The 20,389-nt window shown below is 73.5% G+C and carries 20 protein-coding genes; 12 read left to right on the top strand and 8 right to left on the bottom strand.

Going from position 1 to position 20,389, the window contains the following annotated elements:
• Positions 1 to 16 precede the first annotated feature (16 nt).
• A complete protein-coding gene (locus B9W62_RS29840) occupies positions 17 to 745 on the bottom strand; it encodes a ZIP family metal transporter (protein WP_087810052.1) in 729 nt (242 codons plus the stop codon).
• A gap of 96 nt (positions 746 to 841) precedes the next feature.
• Here B9W62_RS29840 and cobM point away from each other — a divergent pair, with 96 nt between their 5' ends.
• From cobM to cobC, 5 genes are read left to right on the top strand one after another with little or no spacing between them, the layout of a single operon-like run.
• On the top strand, positions 842 to 1,654 hold the full coding sequence (gene cobM, locus B9W62_RS29835; protein ID WP_179235737.1) for a precorrin-4 C(11)-methyltransferase: 813 nt from the start codon (positions 842 to 844) through the stop codon (positions 1,652 to 1,654).
• Positions 1,651 to 2,886, top strand: coding sequence for a precorrin-6y C5,15-methyltransferase (decarboxylating) subunit CbiE (cbiE, locus tag B9W62_RS29830; protein WP_179235736.1), 1,236 nt, complete (start codon positions 1,651 to 1,653; stop codon positions 2,884 to 2,886). The genes cobM and cbiE overlap by 4 nt, the downstream gene beginning before the upstream one ends.
• Complete coding sequence (gene cobJ, locus B9W62_RS29825) at positions 2,883 to 4,658, top strand: precorrin-3B C(17)-methyltransferase (RefSeq protein ID WP_256976629.1); 1,776 nt, start codon at positions 2,883 to 2,885, stop codon at positions 4,656 to 4,658. The genes cbiE and cobJ overlap by 4 nt, the downstream gene beginning before the upstream one ends.
• Positions 4,655 to 5,572 carry a sirohydrochlorin chelatase gene (locus B9W62_RS29820; RefSeq protein ID WP_087810050.1) on the top strand — a complete coding sequence of 306 codons (918 nt, stop codon included), beginning with the start codon at positions 4,655 to 4,657 and terminating at the stop codon, positions 5,570 to 5,572. The genes cobJ and B9W62_RS29820 overlap by 4 nt, the downstream gene beginning before the upstream one ends.
• Positions 5,544 to 6,713: an Rv2231c family histidinol phosphate aminotransferase CobC gene (cobC, locus tag B9W62_RS29815; protein WP_087810049.1), complete on the top strand. Its 1,170-nt coding sequence runs from the start codon at positions 5,544 to 5,546 to the stop codon at positions 6,711 to 6,713. Before B9W62_RS29820 ends, cobC begins: the two co-directional genes overlap by 29 nt.
• Before the next feature lie 81 nt (positions 6,714 to 6,794).
• On the opposite strand, the gene B9W62_RS29810 is transcribed toward cobC, so the two are convergent.
• The 3 genes from B9W62_RS29810 to B9W62_RS29800 form a co-directional block, all read right to left on the bottom strand.
• The gene (locus B9W62_RS29810) at positions 6,795 to 7,751 is read right to left on the bottom strand and encodes an SCO1860 family LAETG-anchored protein (protein ID WP_179235735.1); all 957 of its coding nucleotides are present in this window, start codon (positions 7,749 to 7,751) and stop codon (positions 6,795 to 6,797) included.
• Positions 7,752 to 7,948: 197 nt separating this feature from the next.
• Positions 7,949 to 9,040 (bottom strand): amidohydrolase family protein, encoded by a 1,092-nt coding sequence (locus tag B9W62_RS29805; RefSeq protein ID WP_087810047.1) that lies wholly within the window; start codon positions 9,038 to 9,040, stop codon positions 7,949 to 7,951.
• Between the two features lie 43 nt (positions 9,041 to 9,083).
• Complete coding sequence (locus tag B9W62_RS29800; protein ID WP_087810046.1) at positions 9,084 to 9,566, bottom strand: hypothetical protein; 483 nt, start codon at positions 9,564 to 9,566, stop codon at positions 9,084 to 9,086.
• Between the two features lie 205 nt (positions 9,567 to 9,771).
• Here B9W62_RS29800 and B9W62_RS29795 point away from each other — a divergent pair, with 205 nt between their 5' ends.
• The 5 genes from B9W62_RS29795 (at position 9,772) to thpD (ending at position 14,569) form a co-directional block, all read left to right on the top strand.
• Complete coding sequence (locus B9W62_RS29795) at positions 9,772 to 10,899, top strand: pyridoxal-phosphate-dependent aminotransferase family protein (protein WP_087810045.1); 1,128 nt, start codon at positions 9,772 to 9,774, stop codon at positions 10,897 to 10,899.
• 329 nt (positions 10,900 to 11,228) lie between these two features.
• Entirely contained in the window at positions 11,229 to 11,741 is a 513-nt protein-coding gene (gene ectA / locus B9W62_RS29790) for a diaminobutyrate acetyltransferase (protein WP_087810044.1), read from the top strand.
• Positions 11,742 to 11,866: 125 nt separating this feature from the next.
• Positions 11,867 to 13,138: a diaminobutyrate--2-oxoglutarate transaminase gene (ectB, locus tag B9W62_RS29785; protein WP_087810043.1), complete on the top strand. Its 1,272-nt coding sequence runs from the start codon at positions 11,867 to 11,869 to the stop codon at positions 13,136 to 13,138.
• Positions 13,139 to 13,267: 129 nt separating this feature from the next.
• Positions 13,268 to 13,666 carry an ectoine synthase gene (locus tag B9W62_RS29780; protein ID WP_030184764.1) on the top strand — a complete coding sequence of 133 codons (399 nt, stop codon included), beginning with the start codon at positions 13,268 to 13,270 and terminating at the stop codon, positions 13,664 to 13,666.
• A 6-nt stretch (positions 13,667 to 13,672) separates the two neighbouring features.
• Positions 13,673 to 14,569, top strand: coding sequence for an ectoine hydroxylase (gene thpD / locus B9W62_RS29775; RefSeq protein WP_179235734.1), 897 nt, complete (start codon positions 13,673 to 13,675; stop codon positions 14,567 to 14,569).
• A 126-nt stretch (positions 14,570 to 14,695) separates the two neighbouring features.
• Here the strand turns inward: thpD and B9W62_RS29770 are convergent, their stop codons facing one another.
• The 4 genes from B9W62_RS29770 to B9W62_RS29755 all read right to left on the bottom strand — a co-directional run bounded on the left by B9W62_RS29770 (position 14,696) and on the right by B9W62_RS29755 (position 18,935).
• Positions 14,696 to 15,790 carry an aminotransferase class V-fold PLP-dependent enzyme gene (locus tag B9W62_RS29770; RefSeq protein ID WP_087810042.1) on the bottom strand — a complete coding sequence of 365 codons (1,095 nt, stop codon included), beginning with the start codon at positions 15,788 to 15,790 and terminating at the stop codon, positions 14,696 to 14,698.
• Positions 15,791 to 15,849: 59 nt separating this feature from the next.
• Positions 15,850 to 16,563 (bottom strand): DsbA family oxidoreductase, encoded by a 714-nt coding sequence (locus B9W62_RS29765; protein WP_087810041.1) that lies wholly within the window; start codon positions 16,561 to 16,563, stop codon positions 15,850 to 15,852.
• A gap of 91 nt (positions 16,564 to 16,654) precedes the next feature.
• Positions 16,655 to 17,263: a DUF1349 domain-containing protein gene (locus B9W62_RS29760; protein ID WP_087810040.1), complete on the bottom strand. Its 609-nt coding sequence runs from the start codon at positions 17,261 to 17,263 to the stop codon at positions 16,655 to 16,657.
• A 142-nt stretch (positions 17,264 to 17,405) separates the two neighbouring features.
• Positions 17,406 to 18,935, bottom strand: a complete 1,530-nt coding sequence (locus B9W62_RS29755) for an aldehyde dehydrogenase (NADP(+)) (protein ID WP_087812165.1) — start codon at positions 18,933 to 18,935, stop codon at positions 17,406 to 17,408.
• Positions 18,936 to 19,056: 121 nt separating this feature from the next.
• Between B9W62_RS29755 and B9W62_RS29750 the strand changes: the two genes are divergently transcribed.
• A complete protein-coding gene (locus B9W62_RS29750) occupies positions 19,057 to 19,830 on the top strand; it encodes an IclR family transcriptional regulator (RefSeq protein WP_087810039.1) in 774 nt (257 codons plus the stop codon).
• A 3-nt stretch (positions 19,831 to 19,833) separates the two neighbouring features.
• Positions 19,834 to 20,304: a GNAT family N-acetyltransferase gene (locus B9W62_RS29745; RefSeq protein WP_087810038.1), complete on the top strand. Its 471-nt coding sequence runs from the start codon at positions 19,834 to 19,836 to the stop codon at positions 20,302 to 20,304.
• Positions 20,305 to 20,389 lie beyond the last annotated feature (85 nt).

The raw sequence follows: 20,389 nt of genomic DNA, 5'->3' as shown, positions 1-20,389 counted from the left end.
CCCCGGTGCTCGGCGCTCACTCGGCGATGCCCACCACCAGCCAGATGAACGCCGCCCCCGCGACCGTGCACAGCAGGGTCGAGCGGGCGGGGTGCTCGTGGTGGGCCTCGGGGAGGATCTCGGCCGCCGCGAGGTAGAGGAGCACACCGCCGAAGAGGCCCAGATAGGCGCCGAGAGCACCCTCCGGGATGGTGAACAGCAGGGTGGAGGACGCCCCGACGACGGGGGCGATCGCGTCGGCGACGAGCATGGCGACGGCCCGGCGGCGGGCGTTGCCGTACAGGCTGGTCAATGTGTAGGTGTTGAAGCCGTCCGCGAAGTCGTGGGCGATCACGGCCAGCGCGACCGCCGCGCCCATGCCGCCGCCGACCTGGAAGGCCGCGCCGATCGCCACGCCGTCCATCGCGCTGTGCCCCACCATCGCGGCCGCGGCCGTCAGGCCCACCTCGGGCGAGCGGTGGCCGTGCTCGTCGGCGCCGTGGGCGGCGCGCCGGGCCGCCAGCAGGCGTTCCACCAGGTGCGCGAGCAGGAATCCGGCGACGAAGAGCAGCAGGGCCGCGGGCACGCCGAACACCTCGTCGCCCGCCGCCTCCAGCGCCTCCGGCAGCAGGTCGAGGCCGACCACGCCGAGCATGAGGCCGCCGGCCAGGCCCAGGACCAGGTGGCGCCGGTCGGTCACGCGCTGTGCCGTCCAGCCGCCGGCCAGCGTCATCAGGAACGCGCCGAGCGCGACGAAGACCGCCATGGGCCCTTGGTATCCGATCACGTCGCGTTCAGGCGCGTACGACAGCAGCAACCCGCAGTAAATATGCGCAGGATGCACAGGAGAGGACCGAAAACGATGGATTCCGAGGCCAAGGTGACCTTCGTCGGTGCCGGTCCCGGCGCCGCCGACCTGCTGACGTTCCGTGCGGCGCGGGCCATCGCCGAGGCGGACGTGGTGATCTGGGCGGCGAGCCTCGTCCAGGCGGAGGTGCTCCAGCACGCGCGCGAGGGCGCCGAGGTGCTGGACTCGGCGACGATGTCGCTGGAGGACGTCGTCGCCGTGTACCGGCGGGCCCGGGAGGAGGGTCTGCGGGTGGCCCGGATCCATTCCGGCGACCCGGCGCTGTGGGGCGGCACGCAGGAGCAGCTCGACCGGTGCGCGGAGATCGGCGTGGCGACCGAGGTGGTGCCCGGGGTCTCCGCGTTCTCGGCCGTGGCCGCGCTCGCGCAGCGGGAGCTGACCATTCCGGAGGTCGCGCAGTCGGTGGTCCTCACCCGGCTCGGCGGGGGCAAGACGCCGATGCCGCCCGGGGAGGAGGTCCGCGAGTTCGCCAAGCACGGCACGACCATGGCGGTCTTCCTGTCGGCGGCCCGCAGCGGGCAGCTGGTGCGGGAGCTGCTGGAGGGCGGCTATCCGACCGAGACGCCGGTCGTCGTCGCCTACCAGGCGACCTGGCCGGAGGAGCTGGTCGTGCGGTGCACGATCGGGACGCTGGAGGAGACGGTCAAGGAGCACAAGCTCTGGAAGCACACCCTGTTCCTGGTCGGCCCGGCCCTCGACGCGCACGGCACCCGCTCGCACCTCTACCACCCGGGGCACTTCCACGGCTATCGCAAGGCCGATCCCGATGCGCGCCGGGAGCTGCGCTCGCGGGGTGCGAGCACGTGATCACGGTGGTCGGGACGGGGACCGGTTCCCCGCTGCCCGAGGACGTGGCCGACGGCGCGGAGCTGGTCGTCGGCGGGCGGCGGCACCTGGACGCCGTACGGCTGCCCGAGGGCGCCCGGACGGTCGTCCTCGGGGCGCTGGCGCCCGCCCTGGACACGGTCGCGGAGTACGTCGCCGAGGAGCGGCCGGTGACCGTGCTGGCCTCCGGCGACCCGGGGTTCTTCGGGATCGTGCGGGCGCTGGCCGAGCGGTTCGGTCCGCAGCGGCTGGACGTGCGGCCCGGGGTCTCCTCGGTCGCCGCGGCCTTCGCACGCGTGGGGCTGCCGTGGGACGACGCCGTGGTGGCGAGCGCGCACGGGCGGGACCTCGGGACGGCGGTGCACCTGTGCCGGGCGCACCCCAAGGTCGCCGTACTCACCGGCCCCGGGGCCGGTCCCGCGGAGCTGGGGGCCGCGCTCGGGTCCGACGGGCGGGTGCTCGTCGTCGCCTCCGCGCTGGGCTCGGCCGAGGAGCGGGTGGAGCGGGTGACGCCCGCCGAGGCCGCCGCCCGGGACTGGGGGGCGGCGGTGAGCGTGGTGCTGTGCCTGGACGCGGCGCGGGCGCTGGGACCGGTGCGCTCGGTCGCCGGGCCGCGGCCGGGGCCCGCCGGGTGGGCGCTGGACGAGGCGGAGTTCGCCCACCGCGACTCCATGATCACCAAGTTCGAGGTGCGGGCGCTGGCGCTGGCCCGGCTCGGGCCGCGCCCCGGTGACCTGGTGTGGGACGTCGGCGCGGGCTCCGGCTCGGTCGGCGTGGAGTGCGCGCGGCTGGGTGCCGCCGTCACCGCCGTCGAGAAGACGCCGGACGGGGTCGCACGGGTCCGCGCCAACGCCACCGCGCACGGTGTCGACGTGCGGGTGGTGCACGGGGCGGCGCCCGCGGTCCTGGCCGGCCTGGACGAGGAGCCGGACGCGGTGTTCGTGGGCGGTGGCGGGCGCGACCTGCCCGCGATCGTCGCCGCGTGCGCGCGGCGGGCCCGGCGCGCCGTGGTCGTCGCGCTGGCGGCGCTGGACCGGGTGCCCGCGGCTCGTCAGGCGCTGCTCGACGCCGGTCTCGACTGCGACGGCGTGCTGCTTCAGTCCTCGCGGCTCGCGCCGCTGCCGGGGGACGTGACCCGGCTCGCGGCCACCCATCCCGTCTTCCTGCTGTGGGGCGTCAGGCCGCACGGCCGTACCGAAGGAGTTGCCCCTTGATCGGCCTCATTTCCGCCACGGCGGCGGGAGCGGCGGCGCGGGACCGGCTGGCCGCGGCGTGGCCGGACCGCACGCGGGTGTACGCGGGTCCCGTCGGGGACGCCGTACGGTCCGCGTTCGCCGAGTGCGACCGGCTGGTGTGCTTCCTGGCCACCGGTGCCGTGGTCCGGCTCGTGGCACCGCTGCTGGACGACAAGCGGACCGACCCGGGTGTGGTCTGCGTCGACGAGGGCGGCCGGTTCGCCGTGTCGCTGGTCGGCGGGCACGGGGGCGGCGCGAACGAACTCGCCCGCGCGGTCGGCGAGGTACTGGGTGCCCAGCCGGTGGTGACGACGGCGACCGACGCGGTCGGGCTGGCCGGTCTGGACACGCTGGGCCTGCCCGTCGAGGGCGACGTCGCCGGGGTGTCCCGGGCCCTGCTGGACGGCGAACCGGTGGCGCTGCGCGCGGAGGTGGCCTGGCCGCTGCCGCCGCTGCCGGTCGCGGCCGACGGGGCGTACACGGTCCGGGTGACGGACCGTGCCGTGGAACCGGCCGAGGGCGAGGTCGTCCTGCGGCCGCCGTCCCTGGTCGTCGGCGTGGGCGCCTCCCGGGGCGCACCGGTGGACGAGGTGCTCGGCCTGGTGGAGGACGCCCTGCGCGAGGCGGGGCTGTCCGCCGCGTCGGTCGCCGAGCTGGCCACCGTGGACGCCAAGGCGGAGGAGCCCGGGATCGTCGGGGCCGCCGGCCGCCTGGGCGTGCCCCTGGTGACGTACCCGGCCGACGAGTTGGCCGGGGTCGAGGTCCCCAACCCCTCGGACGCCCCGCTCGCGGCCGTGGGCACCCCGTCGGTCGCGGAGGCGGCGGCGCTGGTGCGCGGGGGCGACCTCCTCGTGCCCAAGCGGAAGTCGGCGGCGGTGCCCGCGACGGCCACCTGTGCGGTGGTGCGGCGTCCTGGGCGCGGACGGCTCGCGGTGGTCGGGCTCGGTCCCGGTGCCCGGGACCTGGTGACGCCGCGGGCGCGGGCGGAGCTGCGGCGGGCGTCGGTGCTGGTCGGCCTCGACCAGTACGTCGACCAGATCCGCGACCTGCTGCGGCCCGGCACCCGGGTGCTGGAGTCCGGGCTCGGCGCGGAGGAGGAACGGGCCAGGACCGCGGTCGAGGAGGCCCGGCGCGGGCACGCCGTCGCGCTGATCGGCAGCGGGGACGCCGGGGTGTACGCCATGGCCTCGCCCGCGCTGGCGGAGGCGTCCGACGACATCGACGTGGTCGGGGTGCCGGGCGTGACGGCGGCGCTGGCGGCCGGGGCGGTCCTGGGCGCGCCGCTCGGCCACGACCACGTGTCGATCAGCCTGTCCGACCTGCACACGCCGTGGGGGGTCATCGAGCGCCGGGTGCGCGCGGCGGCCGAGGCGGACCTGGTCGTGACGTTCTACAACCCGCGCAGCCGGGGCCGCGACTGGCAGCTGCCGAAGGCGCTGGCGATCCTCGCGGAGCACCGGGAGCCGACGACTCCGGTGGGCGTGGTGCGCAACGCGTCGCGCGCCGACGAGTCGAGCCGCCTGTCCACGCTCGCCGCGCTCGACCCGGCGACCGTCGACATGATGACCGTCGTGACGGTGGGCAACACCGCGACCCGGGAGATCGCCGGGCGCATGGTGACGCCGCGCGGCTACCGCTGGCAGGAGGACCCGGCGACCCGCCGCTCCCCCGCCGCCGCGTCCCGGACCTCCGGGTCCGGAACGTCCGCATCCGAGAAACCCGCATCCGAGAAACCCGAGGAGAACCTGTGACGACCCCGCCCGCCCTGCTCATCGCCGGACACGGCACCCGGGACGAGGCCGGAGCCGAGGCGTTCCGCGCCTTCGTGCGCGAGCTGGGCCGACGCCACCCCGAACTGCCCGTCGCGGGCGGCTTCATCGAACTGTCCCCGCCGCCGCTGGGCGACGCGGTCGCCGAGCTGGTCGAGCGCGGTGTGCGCCGGTTCGCGGCGGTGCCGCTGATGCTGGTGTCCGCCGGGCACGCCAAGGGCGACATCCCGGCGGCCCTGTCCCGCGAGAAGGAGCGCCACCCCGGCATCTCGTACACCTATGGACGTCCGCTGGGTCCGCACCCCTCGCTGCTGCGGGTACTGGAACGGCGCCTCGCGGAAGCGGTCGACCCGTCCTGGGACCCGTCCGAGGTGACGGTGCTGCTGGTGGGCCGCGGGTCCACGGACCCGGACGCCAACGCCGAGGTGTTCAAGGCGGCCCGGCTGCTGTGGGAGGGACGCGGATACGCGGCGGTGGAGACGGCGTTCGTGTCGCTGGCGAAGCCGGACGTGCCGGGCGGCCTGGACCGCTGCGTGCGGCTGGGGGCGCGGCGGGTCGTGGTGCTGCCGTACTTCCTGTTCACCGGCATCCTCCCGGACCGGGTCCGGCACCAGACCGAGGAGTGGGCGGCCGCGCACCCGGAGACCGAGGTGCGGTCGGCGGACGTCATCGGCCCGGAGCCGGAGCTGCTCGACCTGGTGTGGGAGCGGTACGAGGAGGCGGTCGGCGGCGACCTGCGGATGAACTGCGACAGCTGCGTGTACCGGATCGCGCTACCGGGGTTCGAGGACAAGGTGGGGCTGCCCCAGCAACCGCACTTCCACCCCGACGACGACGGCGACCACCACCACGGGCACCATCACGGGCATGGACACGCACACTCCCACGCACACTGAGTACGGGACGGGCGGGCCCGGCGGCCCGGACCTGCGGCACCACGGGGACGCCGAGGTGCGCGACGACGGTTCGGCGCTGGTGGACCTCGCGGTGAACGTCCGCGCGGACACTCCCCCGGCCTGGCTGCGGGAGCACGTCGCCGCCTCACTGGGCTCGCTCGCCGCCTACCCGGACGGGCGGGCCGCGCGGGCGGCGGTGGCGGCGCGGCACGGGCTGCCGGTGGAGCGGGTGCTGCTGACGGCGGGGGCGGCGGAGGCGTTCGTGCTGCTGGCGCGGGCGCTGAAGGTGCGCCGGCCGGTCGTGGTACACCCGCAGTTCACCGAGCCCGAGGCGGCGCTGCGGGACGCGGGGCACACGGTCGGCCGGGTGCTGCTGCGGGCGGCGGACGGTTTCCGGCTCGACCCCGCCGCCGTCCCCGAGGACGCCGACCTGGTGGTGGTCGGCAATCCGACGAACCCGACCTCGGTGCTGCACCCGGCGGACGTGCTCGCGTCGCTGGCCCGGCCGGGGCGGACGCTGGTCGTGGACGAGGCGTTCATGGACGCGGTGCCGGGCGAACGGGAGGCGCTGGCCGGACGGACGGACGTGCCGGGGCTCGTCGTCCTGCGCAGCCTCACCAAGACGTGGGGCCTTGCGGGGCTGCGCATCGGGTACGTCCTGGCGGACCCGGAGACGGTCGGCGAGCTGGCGCGCGCCCAGCCGCTGTGGCCGGTGTCCACACCGGCGCTGGCGGCGGCCGAGGCGTGCGTGGCGCCGCGGGCGCTGGCGGAGGCCGCCCACGCCGCCCACCGCATCGCCGCCGACCGGGACCGACTCGTCGCCGGGCTGGCGGAGTTCGCCGGTGCCGGGGTGCGGGTCGCCGGACCGGCCGAGGGCCCCTTCGTCCTGGTCGCCGTCCCGCACGCGTCCGCCGTACGGCGCCGGTTGCGCGCCCTGGGGTACGCCGTCCGGCGCGGGGACACGTTCCCGGGGCTGGGCGAGGGGTGGCTGCGCCTGGCGGTACGGGACCGGACGACGACGGAGGGCTTCCTGCGCGCGCTGGAGCGGGCGGTGGCGATGACGGCGGGGGAAGCGGAACCGGCGCAGGCGGAGGCGGAGATGACAGCGCGGGCGGAGGCAGTGAAGACCGCGACGGCGTAGGCGGAACCGGCCTGAGGCGTACCGGTGCGTGCGCACGTACGGCCTCGGCCAGTTCCGCCTCCCCACCGTGTCGGCCGCGCGTCAGCCGCGCCTGCGCCTCGCCAGGACCAGCGCGCCGCCGCCCGCCAGGACCAGGGCCGCGGCACCGGCGGCGACGTACGGGGTCGCGGAGCTGCCGCCGGTCTCGGCCAGGTCCGGCTCGGTGCGGGCGCCCTGCGCCCGTACGTCGGCGGCGGGTTCGGCGGCCGGGTCGGCGTCCTGCTCGGCCGGGGGCTCGTCGGCCTTGGCGGGAGGCTGTCCGGCCTCGTCCGCCGGGGCGGCCGGGGATTCGCAGGTCGCCTCGGCGAGGGTGACGGTGCCGTCGACCTCGGCGACGTTCAGATCGCCGGGGTTGACGGAGACCCTGAGTTCGAGCGCGGTGGCGGCGGCCGTGCGGGAGGTGGTCTCCTCCTTGGAGAGGTCGAGCCGGACCTCGCCGACGCCGGGCACCTTCACGTCCGTCGTGCCGCCGGTGGTGAGCGTGACCTTCTTGCCGAGGACCGTCACCGGACCCAGCAGGTTGGCGTCGGCGACCGGCTGCTTCCCGGCCTCGCAGGTCGCCGTGGAGGTGACCTCCTGGACCTCGACCACCGACAGCAGCGGCAGACCGGGGACGTGGAGCCTGGCGCGGGCCAGCGTGGTGGTGCCCTCGCTCTTCTCGGCGGTGGCCGTCGCCTTTGCCTCGGCGACGTCGGCGCGCAGGACGCTGAAGGGCTTGCCGCCGTCGACGCCGTCCAGTCGGGCGGTGAGCGCGGTCTTCTCGGCGTTCCCGGGGGCCCGCACCTCGTTGAGGGCGACCGAGAGCGGGACGTTCACGGTCTTGTTGAGCAGGGAGACGTCGAGCCCGGTGCGCAGCACGGTGGCGCTCGCGCGGCCGTGGTCGCCGGTCGCGTGGGCGGATCCCGCGCCGGCCAGCGTCGCGGGGCCGGCGGCCAGGGCCGTGGCCGCCGCGACGGTGGCGAGACGGCGTGCGGGCATGCGGAAGGTGTTGCCGTTCAAGGTGGTGGGACCCCCAGTGAGACATGCGTGCGGGGCACGCATGAGCGACGTGCTTGGGACCCGGACAGAATGTCCCCGCGTCCGCCGAACCGTCAGCGAACCGGGGGCACTTCACCCCTTCGTGCGGTTTTGGCGGATCTATTCGAACCTTCGTCGCACCGCCCGGCACGGGTGTTCCCCGGCGTCACTCCTGTCGGCTAACCGACGACCCGCCCGTTCAGCACCACCCGGCGCGGAGCGGTGAGCACGCGCACGTCCGCGCGCGGGTCCTGTTCGTACACCACCAGGTCCGCCGGTGCGCCCTCCTCCAGGCCCGGCCGGCCGAGCCAGCGCCGGGCGGCCCAGGTCGTCGCGGCGAGGGCCTCGACGGGCGGGATGCCCGCGGTGACCAGCTCCGCGACCTCGGCCCCGGCCAGTCCGTGGGCGAGGGCACCGCCCGCGTCGGTGCCGACGAAGACCGGGATTCCGGCGTCGTAGGCGTCGCGCACGGTGTCGTAGCGGCGTTCGTGCAGCCGGCGCATATGGGCCGACCAGCGCGGGAAGCGCCGCTCTCCGCCGTCGGCCAGCGCGGGGAAGGTGGCGATGTTGACCAGCGTGGGCACGATGGCGACGCCGCGTTCGGCGAACAGGGGGATCGTGTCGTCCGTGAGCCCCGTGGCGTGCTCGACGCAGTCGATCCCGGCCTCGACCAGGTCGCGCAGGGAGTCCTCGGCGAAGCAGTGCGCCGTGACGCGGGCGCCGAGGCGGTGGGCCTCCGCGATGGCCGCCTCGACCGCGCCGCGCGGCCAGCAGGCCGACAGGTCGCCCAGGTCGCGGTCGATCCAGTCGCCGACCAGCTTCACCCAGCCGTCGCCGCGCCGGGCTTCCTGGGCGACGTACGCGACGAGGTCCTCGGGTTCGACCTCCCAGGCGTAGTTGCGGATGTAGCGGCGGGTGCGGGCGATGTGCCGCCCGGCCCGGATGATCTTCGGGAGGTCCTCGCGGTCGTCGATCCAGCGGGTGTCGGAGGGCGAGCCGGCGTCGCGGATCAGGAGGGTGCCCGCCTCGCGGTCGGTCAGCGCCTGCTTCTCGGCGACGTCCTCGGGGACCGCGCCGTGCTGGTCCAGGCCGACGTGGCAGTGCGCGTCGACCAGGCCGGGCAGCGCCCAGCCCTCGACGGTGCGGACGTCGGCCGCGCCGGTGGGGCGGTCGTACGAGATCCGGCCGTCGATCACCCACACCTCGTCCCGGACCTCCTCCGGTCCGACGAGCACCCGACCCTTCACGTGCAGCACCGCGCGATCGCTCATGCCCCGCACCCTAAACGGTGCCCGCACCCCCGTCCGGGGCCGGTCACCGGCGGTCGTCGCGCGCTGCCGCGCGGGTGCGCGGCCCGGCCGCGCGCCCGGCCGCGACGGCGCTCGCGACGGCGGTCAGGGCCAGGGCCGCGGCGCCGGGGTTGACGTAGCCGGGGACGTCGTCGCTGGTGTACGCGCCGCCGTCGGTGGTCTCGCAGACGAAGCCCAGGGGCAGGAAGGAGACCGACTGGTCGATGACGTGGAGGGCGCGTTCCTCGTTCCCGGGGGTGCGGCAGGGCGGCGCGGGTGCGGAGCCGGCGCCGCCGTTCGACTCCATGACGGCGCCGGTCACGTGCAGCAGCCCCCAGGCGTACACCGCGACGGCGGCGGCACCGGCGAAGGCGGCCAGGGCGCGCGGTGCGGGTCCGGCGCCCGGACCCCGGGCACGGCGGGCGGCGAGGACGCTCGCGCCGTGCCCGGTCAGACCGACGGCCGTCACCACGGCGACCACGACGACCAGCAGGAGTACCAGGAACACGGGGCCAGTCCATCAGGCGGCGACCTCTCCGGCTGTGACGGAAGCCACGATTCCGGGCGTGGGGGTGTCGCAACGGAAGCCCTCCGGCGCGAGTGCCGGCGGGCGCCATGGTTACTCTCGACTCCGTACGCGACGTACGCGACGTACGCGCGTCCGTACCCGGCGTACCCGCCGCACACCCGCCGTTACCGAAGAGAGCACCGCCGTGACCCACCCCTTCCTGGACCTCCCCCCGCTGAGCGCCGCACGTTTCGCCGCGATCGAGGACCGGGTCGCGCGCCTGCTCGGCACCGGACAGGACGTGGTCGTCATGCAGGGCGAGGCGCTGCTGCCCCTGGAGGGCGCGATCCGCGCCGCCGCGGGTCCCGGCACCGTCGCGCTGAACATCGTCACGGGGCCCTACGGGCAGACCTTCGGGAACTGGCTGCGCGACTGCGGCGCGACCGTGCACGACCTCGCCGTGCCGTTCCACACGGCGGTCTCCGCCGAGCAGGTCCGCCGGGCCCTCGCCGAGCACCCGGAGACCGACTTCGTGTCCCTCGTGCACGCCGAGGCGGCGACCGGCAACACCAACCCGGTCGCGGAGGTCGGCGAGGTGGTGCGGGCGCACGGGGCGCTGTTCTACCTGGACGCGGTGGCCTCCGTGGGCGCCGAGCCGGTGCTGCCGGACGCGTGGGGCGTGGACCTGTGCGTGATCGGCGCGCAGAAGGCGATGGGCGGCCCGGCCGGGGTCTCGGCGGTGTCGGTGAGCGAGCGGGCCTGGGCGCGGATGGCGGCGAACCCGAACGCCCCGCGGCGGTCGTACCTGTCGCTCCTGGACTGGAAGGAGCGCTGGATCGACGGCGGGCGCAAGGCGCTGCTGCACGCGCCGGCGCAGTTGGAGATGCTCGCGCTGGAGGCCTGTGTCGAGCGCATCGAGGCGGAGGATCCCGAGACGGTGATGGCGCAGCACGCGTCCGCCGCGGCGGCCACCCGGGCCGGCGCGCTCGCGCTGGGCGGCGTCGAGCCGTACGTGTACGAGGCGCGGGACGCGGCGCCGGTCGCGACGACGCTGCGCACGCCGTCGGACGTCGACGCGTCCGCGCTGGTGGCCCGTGCCCTGGAGTCCGATCCCGCGCTGCCGCTGGCCGCGGGCGGCGGCGCGCTGGCGGGCGAGATGATCCGGGTCAACCACTACGGCCCGGACGCGACGCGCGGGGTCGTGCTGTCCTGCCTGACGGCACTGGGTGCCGCGCTGGCCGAGCGGGGCGTGAAGGCCGACCCGGACGCCGCCCGGCGGGCGGTCGAGGAGACGTGGGGGCGGCCGACCGGACCCGGCCTTTCGGAAGGATGAATCGGAGGGAATTCCGGATGCTCGCACAAGCAGAATTCATGAATTTCACTCAGCGCAGCTTCCCGTATTCTTCTGCCCGCTTTCCCCGGACCTAAACACAAAGATTTAACGACTACCGATCTTCACATTTCGGACACGTCTCGCACGGGTTACGCGATTGTGACCCGATCCACATGCTGCCCGCTTTGCGGCTTACATCCCCGTCAAACCCCCACATAACGCCGCCGTCTCGCGCGGTGGCACGCGCCCGCGTGATAGCACACGGGGCGCCCATTCGTAACCCCATCCGGCGATGCAATTTCGAATTTCGCTGGGTAAATTCAATTTGCATGACTGCCGCGCAAGCAGACCTGCAAATCGATCGTCCGAGAGTGGCCGACGGTGCCGCCCTGTGGCGGATAGCGAGGGATTCCAAGGTCCTCGACCTCAACTCCTCCTACAGCTATCTGCTCTGGTGCCGGGACTTCGCCGCCACGTCGGCCGTCGTGCGCGACGGGCACGGCGTGCCGGTCGGCTTCGTCACCGGCTACGTACGGCCCGACAGCCCCGACACCCTGCTCGTGTGGCAGGTGGCGGTGGACCGGACGTACCGTGGTCGTGGGCTCGCGGCCACGCTCCTGGACGGACTGGCGGCCCGGGTGGTCCACGAACGCGGGATCACCGTCTTGGAGACGACGATCTCCCCCGACAACACGGCGTCCCAACGACTGTTCACCTCGTTCGCCGAGCGCCGCGGCGCCCGGCTTGAGCGCGAAGTCCTGTTCGACACGGCGGTGTTCCCCGACGGGCCGCACGAGCCCGAGGTGCTGTACCGCATAGGCCCCCTGTCCGCCACCGGCTGACCCGGCCGTCCGGACGGCCCGGCACCCCGCGCCAGTCCGGCCCCCAGACTTCCCGGCGGACCGCACCGGTCCCCGGATCCGTACGACCTTCCTCTCCCACCTCACCCCACGAGGAGCGATTCGTCGTGACCATCACCCAGCCCGACCTCAGCGTCTTCGAGACCGTCGAGTCCGAGGTGCGCAGCTACTGCCGCGGCTGGCCCACCATCTTCGACCGTGCGGTCGGCAGCCGCATGTACGACGAGGACGGCCACGAGTACCTCGACTTCTTCGCCGGAGCGGGTTCGCTCAACTACGGGCACAACAACGCCGTGCTGAAACGCGCGCTGATCGACTACCTGGAGCGGGACGGCGTCACGCACGGGCTCGACATGTCGACCACCGCCAAGCGCCGCTTCCTGGAGACGTTCCAGAACACGATCCTGCGCCCCCGCGACCTGCCGTACAAGGTCATGTTCCCGGGCCCGACGGGCACCAACGCCGTCGAGTCCGCGCTGAAGCTGGCGCGCAAGGTGAAGGGGCGCGAGTCGATCGTGTCGTTCACCAACGCCTTCCACGGCATGTCGCTCGGCTCCCTCGCGGTGACCGGCAACGCCTTCAAGCGGGCCGGTGCCGGCATCCCGCTGGTGCACGGCACGCCCATGCCGTTCGACAACTACTTCGACGGCACCGTCGAGGACTTCATCTGGTTCGAGCGGCTCCTCGAGGACCAGGGCTCCGGCCTGAACAAGCCGGCCGCCGTGATCGTCGAGACGGTGCAGGGCGAGGGCGGCATCAACGTCGCCCGCGCCGAGTGGCTGCGCGCCCTGGCCGCCCTGTGCGAACGCCAGGACATGCTGCTCATCGTCGACGACATCCAGATGGGCTGCGGCCGCACCGGCGCCTTCTTCTCCTTCGAGGAGGCGGGCATCACGCCGGACATCGTCACCGTCTCCAAGTCGATCAGCGGCTACGGCCTGCCGATGGCGCTGACCCTGTTCAAGCCGGAGCTGGACGTGTGGGAGCCGGGCGAGCACAACGGCACCTTCCGCGGCAACAACCCGGCCTTCGTCACGGCGACCGCCACGCTGGAGGCCTACTGGGCCGACGGGTCGGCGATGGAGAAGCAGACCCGCAAGCGCGGCGAGCAGGTCGAGCAGCACATGATCGCCATCACCGAGGAGAACCTCGCCGACGTCAAGGAGTACCGCGGCCGCGGCCTGGTCTGGGGCCTGGAGTTCCACGACAAGGGCCGCGCGAACCGGGTCGCGAAGCGCGCCTTCGAGCTGGGGCTGCTCATCGAGACCTCCGGCCCCGAGAGCGAGGTCGTCAAGCTGCTGCCCGCGCTCACCATCACGCCCGACGAGCTGGACGAGGGCATGAAGACCCTGGCCCGGGCCGTGCGCGAGACCGCGTGACCGTCCTCGTGACCGTCTGACGGCTTGGCCGTCGGGCACCCACCCCATGACTCCCGGCGTCTTCGGCCCGCGAGGCCGAAGACGCCGGGGCCCCTTGCACACCCTTCACCTAGGAGGCATCGCAACACCGTGATCGTCCGTTCGTTCAAGGAGTTCGAAGGCACCGACCGGCACGTGAAGAGCGCGTCCGGCACCTGGGAAAGCACCCGGATCGTCCTCGCCAAGGAGAAGGTCGGCTTCTCCCTGCACGAGACGATCCTGTACGCGGGTACGGAGACGTCGATGTGGTACGCCAACCACATCGAGGCCGTCGTCTGCACCAAGGGCGACGCCGAGTTGACCGACCGCGAGACGGGGAAGACGTACCACATCACGCCGGGCACGATGTACCTCCTCAACGGCCACGAGCGGCACACGCTCAAGGTCAAGGAGGACTTCCACTGCATCTGTGTCTTCAACCCGCCCGTCACCGGACGGGAGGATCACGACGAGAACGGCGTCTACCCGCTGCTCACCGAGGAGGTGTGAGTCACCGTGACCACGACCACGAACGTCACCGATCTCTATCCCACCCGCGGCGCCACCGAGGTGGCGACTCCCCGGCAGGACCCGGTGGTCTGGGGCTCCCCGGACACGCCCGGCCCGGTCCCGGCGGGTGACCTCCAGTCGCTGGAGCGCGACGGCTTCCTCGCCATCGACCAGCTGATCGCGCCGGACGAGGTCGCCGAGTACCAGCGGGAGCTGGAGCGGCTCACCACGGACCCGGCCATCCGCGCGGACGAGCGCTCGATCGTGGAGCCGCAGTCCAAGGAGATCCGGTCGGTCTTCGAGGTGCACAAGATCAGTGAGGTCTTCGCCAAGCTGGTGCGCGACGAGCGCGTGGTCGGGCGGGCGCGGCAGATCCTCGGCTCGGACGTCTACGTCCACCAGTCGCGGATCAACGTCAAGCCGGGCTTCGGGGCCAGCGGCTTCTACTGGCACTCGGACTTCGAGACCTGGCACGCCGAGGACGGCCTGCCCAACATGCGCACGATCTCGGTCTCGATCGCGCTCACCGAGAACTACGACACCAACGGCGGTCTGATGATCATGCCGGGGTCGCACAAGACGTTCCTCGGGTGCGCGGGGGCCACGCCGAAGGACAACTACAAGAAGTCCCTGCAAATGCAGGACGCGGGGACGCCGTCCGACGAGGCGCTGACCAAGATGGCCTCCGAGTACGGCATCAAGCTGTTCACCGGCAAGGCCGGCTCGGCGACCTGGTTCGACTGCAACTGCATGCACGGGTCGGGCGACAACATCACGCCGTTCCCGCGCAGCAACGTGTTCATCGTGTTCAACAGTGTGGAGAACACGGCCGTGGAGCCGTTCGCGGCGCCGATCCGACGGCCGGACTTCATCGGCGCGCGGGACTTCACCCCGGTGAAGTGACCCGCGTCTGAGACTCGGGCAGGGGCCTTCTCGTGTGGGACGGGAGGCCCCTGCCCGATATTTCTTCCCGGACCGGCCGGAGCTGCCGGACTCGCCGGACCTGCCGGACCCGCCGGACCTGCCGGGTCAGCCCGCCAGCACGTCGAGCAGCCGGTCCACGTCGACCGCGGTGTTGTACACGTGGAAGGCGGCCCGCAGGTTGCCCGCCCGGTCCGAGACCTGGACGCCCGCCCCGCCCAGCTCGCCCTGCCGGTGTCCGAGTCCCGGCACGGACACGATCGCGGAGCCCGGCGCGGCCACCGGCTCGTGGCCCAGCGAGCGCACCCCCGCCCGGAACCGGTCGGCGAGCCCGGTGTCGTGGGCGTGCACCGCGTCGACGCCCAGTTCCTCGATCAGGGCCAGGGAGTGCCGGGCGCCGGTGTAGGAGAACAGGGCGGGGCTCTCGTCGAACCGCCGGGCGGAGTGCGCGAGTTCCTCGACGGGGCCGTAGCAGCTGTCCCAGGGGTGCTCGCCGGAGGCCCACCCGGCGAACAGCGGTGTCAGCCCGGCCGCCGCCCCGAGGTCCTCCGGTACGACGAGGAAGGCGACGCCGCGCGGGCACAGCACCCACTTGTAGGCGACGGCGGCCACGAAGTCGAAGTCGCCGGCCGCCAGCGGCAGCCACCCGTTCGACTGCGAGGCGTCGATCAGCGTCCGCGCCCCGTGCGCCCGGGCGGCGTCCCGCAGCGCGGCGAGGTCGGCGAGCCGCCCGTCGGCGGACTGCACGGAACTGACCGCGACGAGCGCGGTGTCGGGACCCACCGACTCGGCCAGCCGTTCCAGCGGCACGCTGCGCACCTTCAGGTCGCCGCGCGTGTACAGCGGGTTCACCAGGGAGCTGAAGTCGGCCTCCGCGGTGAGGACTTCGGCGCCCGGGGGCAGCGACGCCGCGACGAGCCCGCTGAACGTGGCGACGGACGCGCCGGCCGCGACCCGGGTGGCGGGCACTCCCACGAGACGGGCGTACGCGGCCCGGGACGCCTCGACGTCGGCGAACATGTCGAGTGGCTGCCCCGCCGCGGCGGAGGCCGCCGCGTCGCGCATGGCCACGAGGGTCCGGGCGGGCAGCAGGCCGGTGCTGGCGGTGTTCAGGTACGTGGTCTTCGGGGCGAACTCGGTAGGGACGAGGTTCTCGAAGCTCTCCATGGCACCACTGTGCGGCCCCGTGACCTCCCCGTCCATCGCGTATTTCTACGCGGTACCCCCAAGGGCCGCTTATGCGTCCGCCCCGGCCTGCCGCTTCAGTTGCCGGGGACCGCGCATCCGTCCGGGCCGCAGGCCTCGGCGCCGCCGTCGTCGATCAGCTTCAGCGGCGTGCGCTCGCCCCAGGCCTGGGTCAGTGCCTGGGTGAAGACCTCGGCGGGCTGGGCGCCCGAGACGCCGTAGGCGCGGTCGAGCACGAAGAACGGCACCCCGGTGGCCCCGAGCTGGGCGGCCTCCCGCTCGTCGGCGCGCACCGCCTCGGCGTAGGCGTCGGGGTCGGCGAGCACCGCACGGACCTCCTCGGCGTCGAGCCCGGCACCGGCGGCCAGCTCCACGAGCCGCGCGTCGTCGTTGAACACGGAGCGCTCGTCGGCGAAGTTGCCCCGGTAGAACGCGTCCAGCAGGGCATCGTGCCGCCCCCGCTCCTTGGCCAGGTGCAGCAGGCGGTGCATGTCGAAGGTGCTGCCGTGGTCGCGGTCCCGGGTGCGGTAGTCCAGGCCCTCGGCGGCGGCCTGCGCGCCGAGGTTGTCCTCACCGGCCTGCGCCTGCTCCTGGCTCATGCCGTACTTGGCGGTGAGCATCGTCAGCACCGGCTGTACGTCGTCCTTGGCCCGTCCGGGGTCCAGCTCGAAGGAGCGGTGGACCACCTCGACCCCGTCCCGGTGCGGGAAGGCCGCGAGCGCCTTCTCGAAGCGGGCCTTGCCCACGTAGCACCAGGGGCAGGCGATGTCGCTCCAGATCTCGACGCGCATGTCTCGGCTCTTCTCCAGGTCGTACGGCGGCGGAGGCCCTCTCCGCCCCGTACGTGAACGTTCAAGCAGCGGATCTCATTCCCGCCCGCGCTCAGCTGCCGTCCCGCAGGTCCGCCGGCCAGGCCGGCCGGAACTCCAGGTGGTCGTACGTCACGGTGCAGCCCTCCCCCGTCGGCGCCTGCGCCAGGAAGCCGACGAGGGCCGCGCCGGTCTCCTCCTCGTCTCCCAGGGTGAAGAGCCGTACGAAGGTCCAGCGCTTCCCGTCGAGCGAGGCGTGGAAGGCGAAGGCCCGTCCGGTCCGGCTGACCCGGAACCAGACGGAGTCCCCGTCCACGGTGAAGGAGTTGCAGTCGTCGGAGTGCCCGCGGGTGACCACCGTGCAGACGGTGGGCACGTCGGGCGAGTACTCCAGACACAGCTTGGCCCAGGCCCGCTCCCCCACGTGCACGTAGAGCACCCCGGCGTCGAAGGCCCCCCGGAACCCGACGGACACCCGCGCGATCAGCTGGAAGTCCCCGTCCGGCGCCCCGAGCAACCGCGGCGCGTCGGACACGGACTCCAGCGACTCCCCGGTGGGCGGCACGAACCGGTCCTGCCGGGCCCCGGCGACCCCGGTGAGCACACCGTCGGCGTAGGACCAACGACCGTCGGGCCCGTACGGGCGGAGGGCGAACGGCAGTTCGGGAAGCTGAAGAGTCATGCACTGATCATCGCAGGCTCAGTGAACGCTTTTAAGGGGCGCGGGACTGTATCGATGTGCGGCTCCGCCGCGTGGGCGCGACCGGCCACGACGGCGCAGCACCCGCCGAACAACCGCACCCCTACGGCGCACCCGCGAATCCCTACCGCTCGAGAACCCCGTTGAACCGCCTCGGCAGCCCCAGCGGATTGTCATCCCGCAGCTCCACAGGAAGCAGCGCCTCCGGCACCCCCTGATACGCCACCGGCCGCAGCCACCGCTCGATGGCCGTACCCCCCACCGACGTGGACGTCGACGTGGTCGCCGGGTACGGCCCCCCGTGCTGCTGAGCCGCCGCCACGGCAACCCCCGTGGGCCAGCCGTTGACCAGGACCCGCCCCGCCAACGGCGTCACCTCCGCGAGGAGAGCCGCCCCGGCGCCCTCTCCCGCCACTTCCTCGGCAGAGAGCTGCACCGTCGCCGTGAGGTTCCCCGGCAGCCGCGACAGCACCCCCCGCACCTCCCCCTCGTCCTCGTAGCGGGCCACCACGGTGACCGGCCCGAAGCACTCCTCCAGGAGCAGGTCGTGCTCGCCCTCCGCCGCCAGCCGCGCCGCCGGCACCGTGAGGAACCCGGGGCTGACGGTGTGCTCGCCGCCCGAGCCGGGCGTCACCGGGGAGTCCACGTCGGGCAGCGCGGCGCGCTCGGCGACGCCCGCGACGAAGTTGTCCCGCATGCGGTGGTCGAGGAGCACACCGGCGTCGGTGGCGCTGACCGCGTCGGTGAGCGACTTGACCAGGCCGTCACCGGCGTCGCCGGCCGGTACGAGGACCAGACCGGGCTTGACGCAGAACTGGCCGACGCCCAGCGTCATCGAACCGGCCAGGCCCGCGCCGATCGCCTCCGCCCGCTCCACGGCCGCCGCCTGAGTGACGACGACCGGGTTCAGCGAGCCCAGTTCGCCGTGGAACGGGATCGGCACCGGACGCGCGGCCGCCGCGTCGAACAGCGCGCGGCCACCGCGGATCGACCCGGTGAAGCCCGCCGCGGCGACCAGCGGGTGCTTGATCAGCTCGACGCCCGCCTCGAAGCCGTGCACCAGGCCGAGGACCCCGTCCGGGATGCCGTGGCGGGCCGCGGCCCGGCGCAGCACCTTGGCGACCAGCTCGGACAGGGCCGGGTGGTCGGGGTGCGCCTTGACGACGACCGGGCAGCCGGCCGCGAGGGCGCTGGCGGTGTCGCCACCGGGGACGGAGAAGGCGAAGGGGAAGTTGGAGGCCGAGTAGACGGCGACCACGCCGAGCGGCACCTTGTAGCGGCGCAGGTCGGGGATGGGCGGGGTGGCGGTGTCGTCGGGGTGGTTGACGACCACCCCGAGGAACTCGCCCTCGTCGACGATGTCGGCGAAGGCCCGCAGCTGGTAGCAGGTACGGGCGAGTTCGCCGGTGAGCCGGACCGGGCCGAGCGCGGTCTCCGCGTCGGCCACCTCGACGAGGGTGTTCTCGGCCGCCTTCAGCTCGTCGGCGGCGCCGCGCAGGAAGGCCGCGCGCACGGTGCGGTCGGCGAGGGCCTCCCGGGCGGCGTGCGCGGCACGGACGGCGGCGTCCACCTCCTGGGCCGTGGCTTCCACCGCGACCTGCTCACGCTGCTTCCCGGTACGGGGGTCGACACTCCAGACTGGTGCTGCTGCCACCGCGGGTCCCTCCACGTGCTCTTCCCAGATGTCGTTCGATATACTGAACGCTGTCTCTACTGATGAATATGCTGTTCGAGACTATATCTTCAGCTTCTCGTCGAACGAAGGGGTCAGGGCGATGTCGGCTGTCGAGACGGGGGGCGGAGCGCAGGTCAAGTCCGCGGTGCGGACGGTTGAGCTGCTGGAGTACTTCGCCGGACGCCCCGGAATGCACTCCCTCGCGTCGGTCCAGGAGGCTGTCGGCTACCCCAAGTCCAGTCTGTACATGCTGCTGCGCACGCTGGTGGAGCTGGGCTGGGTGGAGACGGACGCCACCGGCACCCGGTACGGCATCGGGGTGCGCGCGCTGCTGGTCGGCACCTCGTACATCGACGGCGACGAGGTGGTCGCGGCGGCGCGGCCGACGCTGGACCGGCTCTCCGACGACACCACGGAGACCATCCACCTCGCCCGCCTGGACGGCACCAACGTGGTCTACCTGGCCACCCGCCAGTCCCAGCACTACCTGCGGCCGTTCACCCGGGTCGGCCGCAGGCTGCCCGCGCACTCGACCTCGCTGGGCAAGGCGCTGCTGAGCACGTACAGCGACGAGCAGGTCCGCAAGCTGCTCCCGGAGACGCTCCCGGCGCTGACCGAACACACCATCACCGACCGGGAGAAGCTCATCGAGGAGCTGCACCTGGTGCGGGAGCAGGGCTTCGCCGTGGACCGCGAGGAGAACACGCTGGGACTGCGCTGCTTCGGCGTGGCCGTCCCCTACCGCACCCCCGCGCGGGACGCGATCAGCTGCTCGGTGCCGGTGGCACGGCTGACCCCCGCGCACGAGCAGATGGTGAAGGACGCGTTGTTCGACGCGCGGGACCGGCTGACGCTGGCCACGCGTAGGCTCTGATCCATGCACATCGCACTGCGCGAGGTTCACGACAGCGATCTGCCCGTCTTCTTCCGGCAGATGAACGATCCGGAGGCCCTGCGCATGGCGGCCTTCATCCCGAGGGACCCTGCCGACTGGGAGGCGTTCGCGGCCCACTGGGCGAAGATCCGCGCCTCCCGCGACGTCGTGCGGACCATCCTCGGCGACGGTGACGTCCTCGGCAGCACGGCGGTGTACGGGGAGCCGGGCGAACGCGAGGTCACGTACTGGGTCGACCGGGCGTACTGGGGGCAGGGCGTGGCGACGGCCGCGCTGCGGGCGCTGCTCACCGAGGTGCCGGACCGCCCGCTGTACGCGCGCGCCGCGGCCGACAACACGGGATCGCGGCGCGTGCTGGAGAAGTGCGGCTTCGTGACCAGCGCGCGGGCGCGGGGGTTCGCGCCGGCCCGCGGCGAGGAGATCGACGAGGTCGTCCTGCACCTCGCGGAGTGAGGACGGCGCCGATGAACGGGCGCTGAGAAGCATGAGAAAGATGAGAAAACGGGGCACACGGGAACGACCGCCACCCGCCCGTTCG

Source organism: Streptomyces sp. CS113, assembly GCF_002188365.1.
In the GTDB taxonomy this organism is placed as follows: Bacteria; Actinomycetota; Actinomycetes; order Streptomycetales; family Streptomycetaceae; genus Streptomyces; species Streptomyces tendae.
Note: the sequence above shows the minus strand (reverse complement) of the source record. Positions and strands in the feature narration are given on the sequence as shown.

Excerpts from the sequence above, each read along its gene's own strand:
- B9W62_RS29840 (WP_087810052.1), bottom strand. The coding sequence starts at position 745 with ATGGCGGTCTTCGTCGCGCTCGGCGCGTTCCTGATGACGCTGGCCGGC.
- cobM (WP_179235737.1), top strand. The coding sequence starts at position 842 with ATGGATTCCGAGGCCAAGGTGACCTTCGTCGGTGCCGGTCCCGGCGCC.
- cobC (WP_087810049.1), top strand. The coding sequence starts at position 5,544 with ATGGACACGCACACTCCCACGCACACTGAGTACGGGACGGGCGGGCCC.
- B9W62_RS29805 (WP_087810047.1), bottom strand. The coding sequence starts at position 9,040 with ATGAGCGATCGCGCGGTGCTGCACGTGAAGGGTCGGGTGCTCGTCGGA.
- ectA (WP_087810044.1), top strand. The coding sequence starts at position 11,229 with ATGACTGCCGCGCAAGCAGACCTGCAAATCGATCGTCCGAGAGTGGCC.
- B9W62_RS29770 (WP_087810042.1), bottom strand. The coding sequence starts at position 15,790 with ATGGACGGGGAGGTCACGGGGCCGCACAGTGGTGCCATGGAGAGCTTC.
- B9W62_RS29765 (WP_087810041.1), bottom strand. The coding sequence starts at position 16,563 with ATGCGCGTCGAGATCTGGAGCGACATCGCCTGCCCCTGGTGCTACGTG.
- B9W62_RS29760 (WP_087810040.1), bottom strand. The coding sequence starts at position 17,263 with ATGACTCTTCAGCTTCCCGAACTGCCGTTCGCCCTCCGCCCGTACGGG.
- B9W62_RS29750 (WP_087810039.1), top strand. The coding sequence starts at position 19,057 with ATGTCGGCTGTCGAGACGGGGGGCGGAGCGCAGGTCAAGTCCGCGGTG.
- B9W62_RS29745 (WP_087810038.1), top strand. The coding sequence starts at position 19,834 with ATGCACATCGCACTGCGCGAGGTTCACGACAGCGATCTGCCCGTCTTC.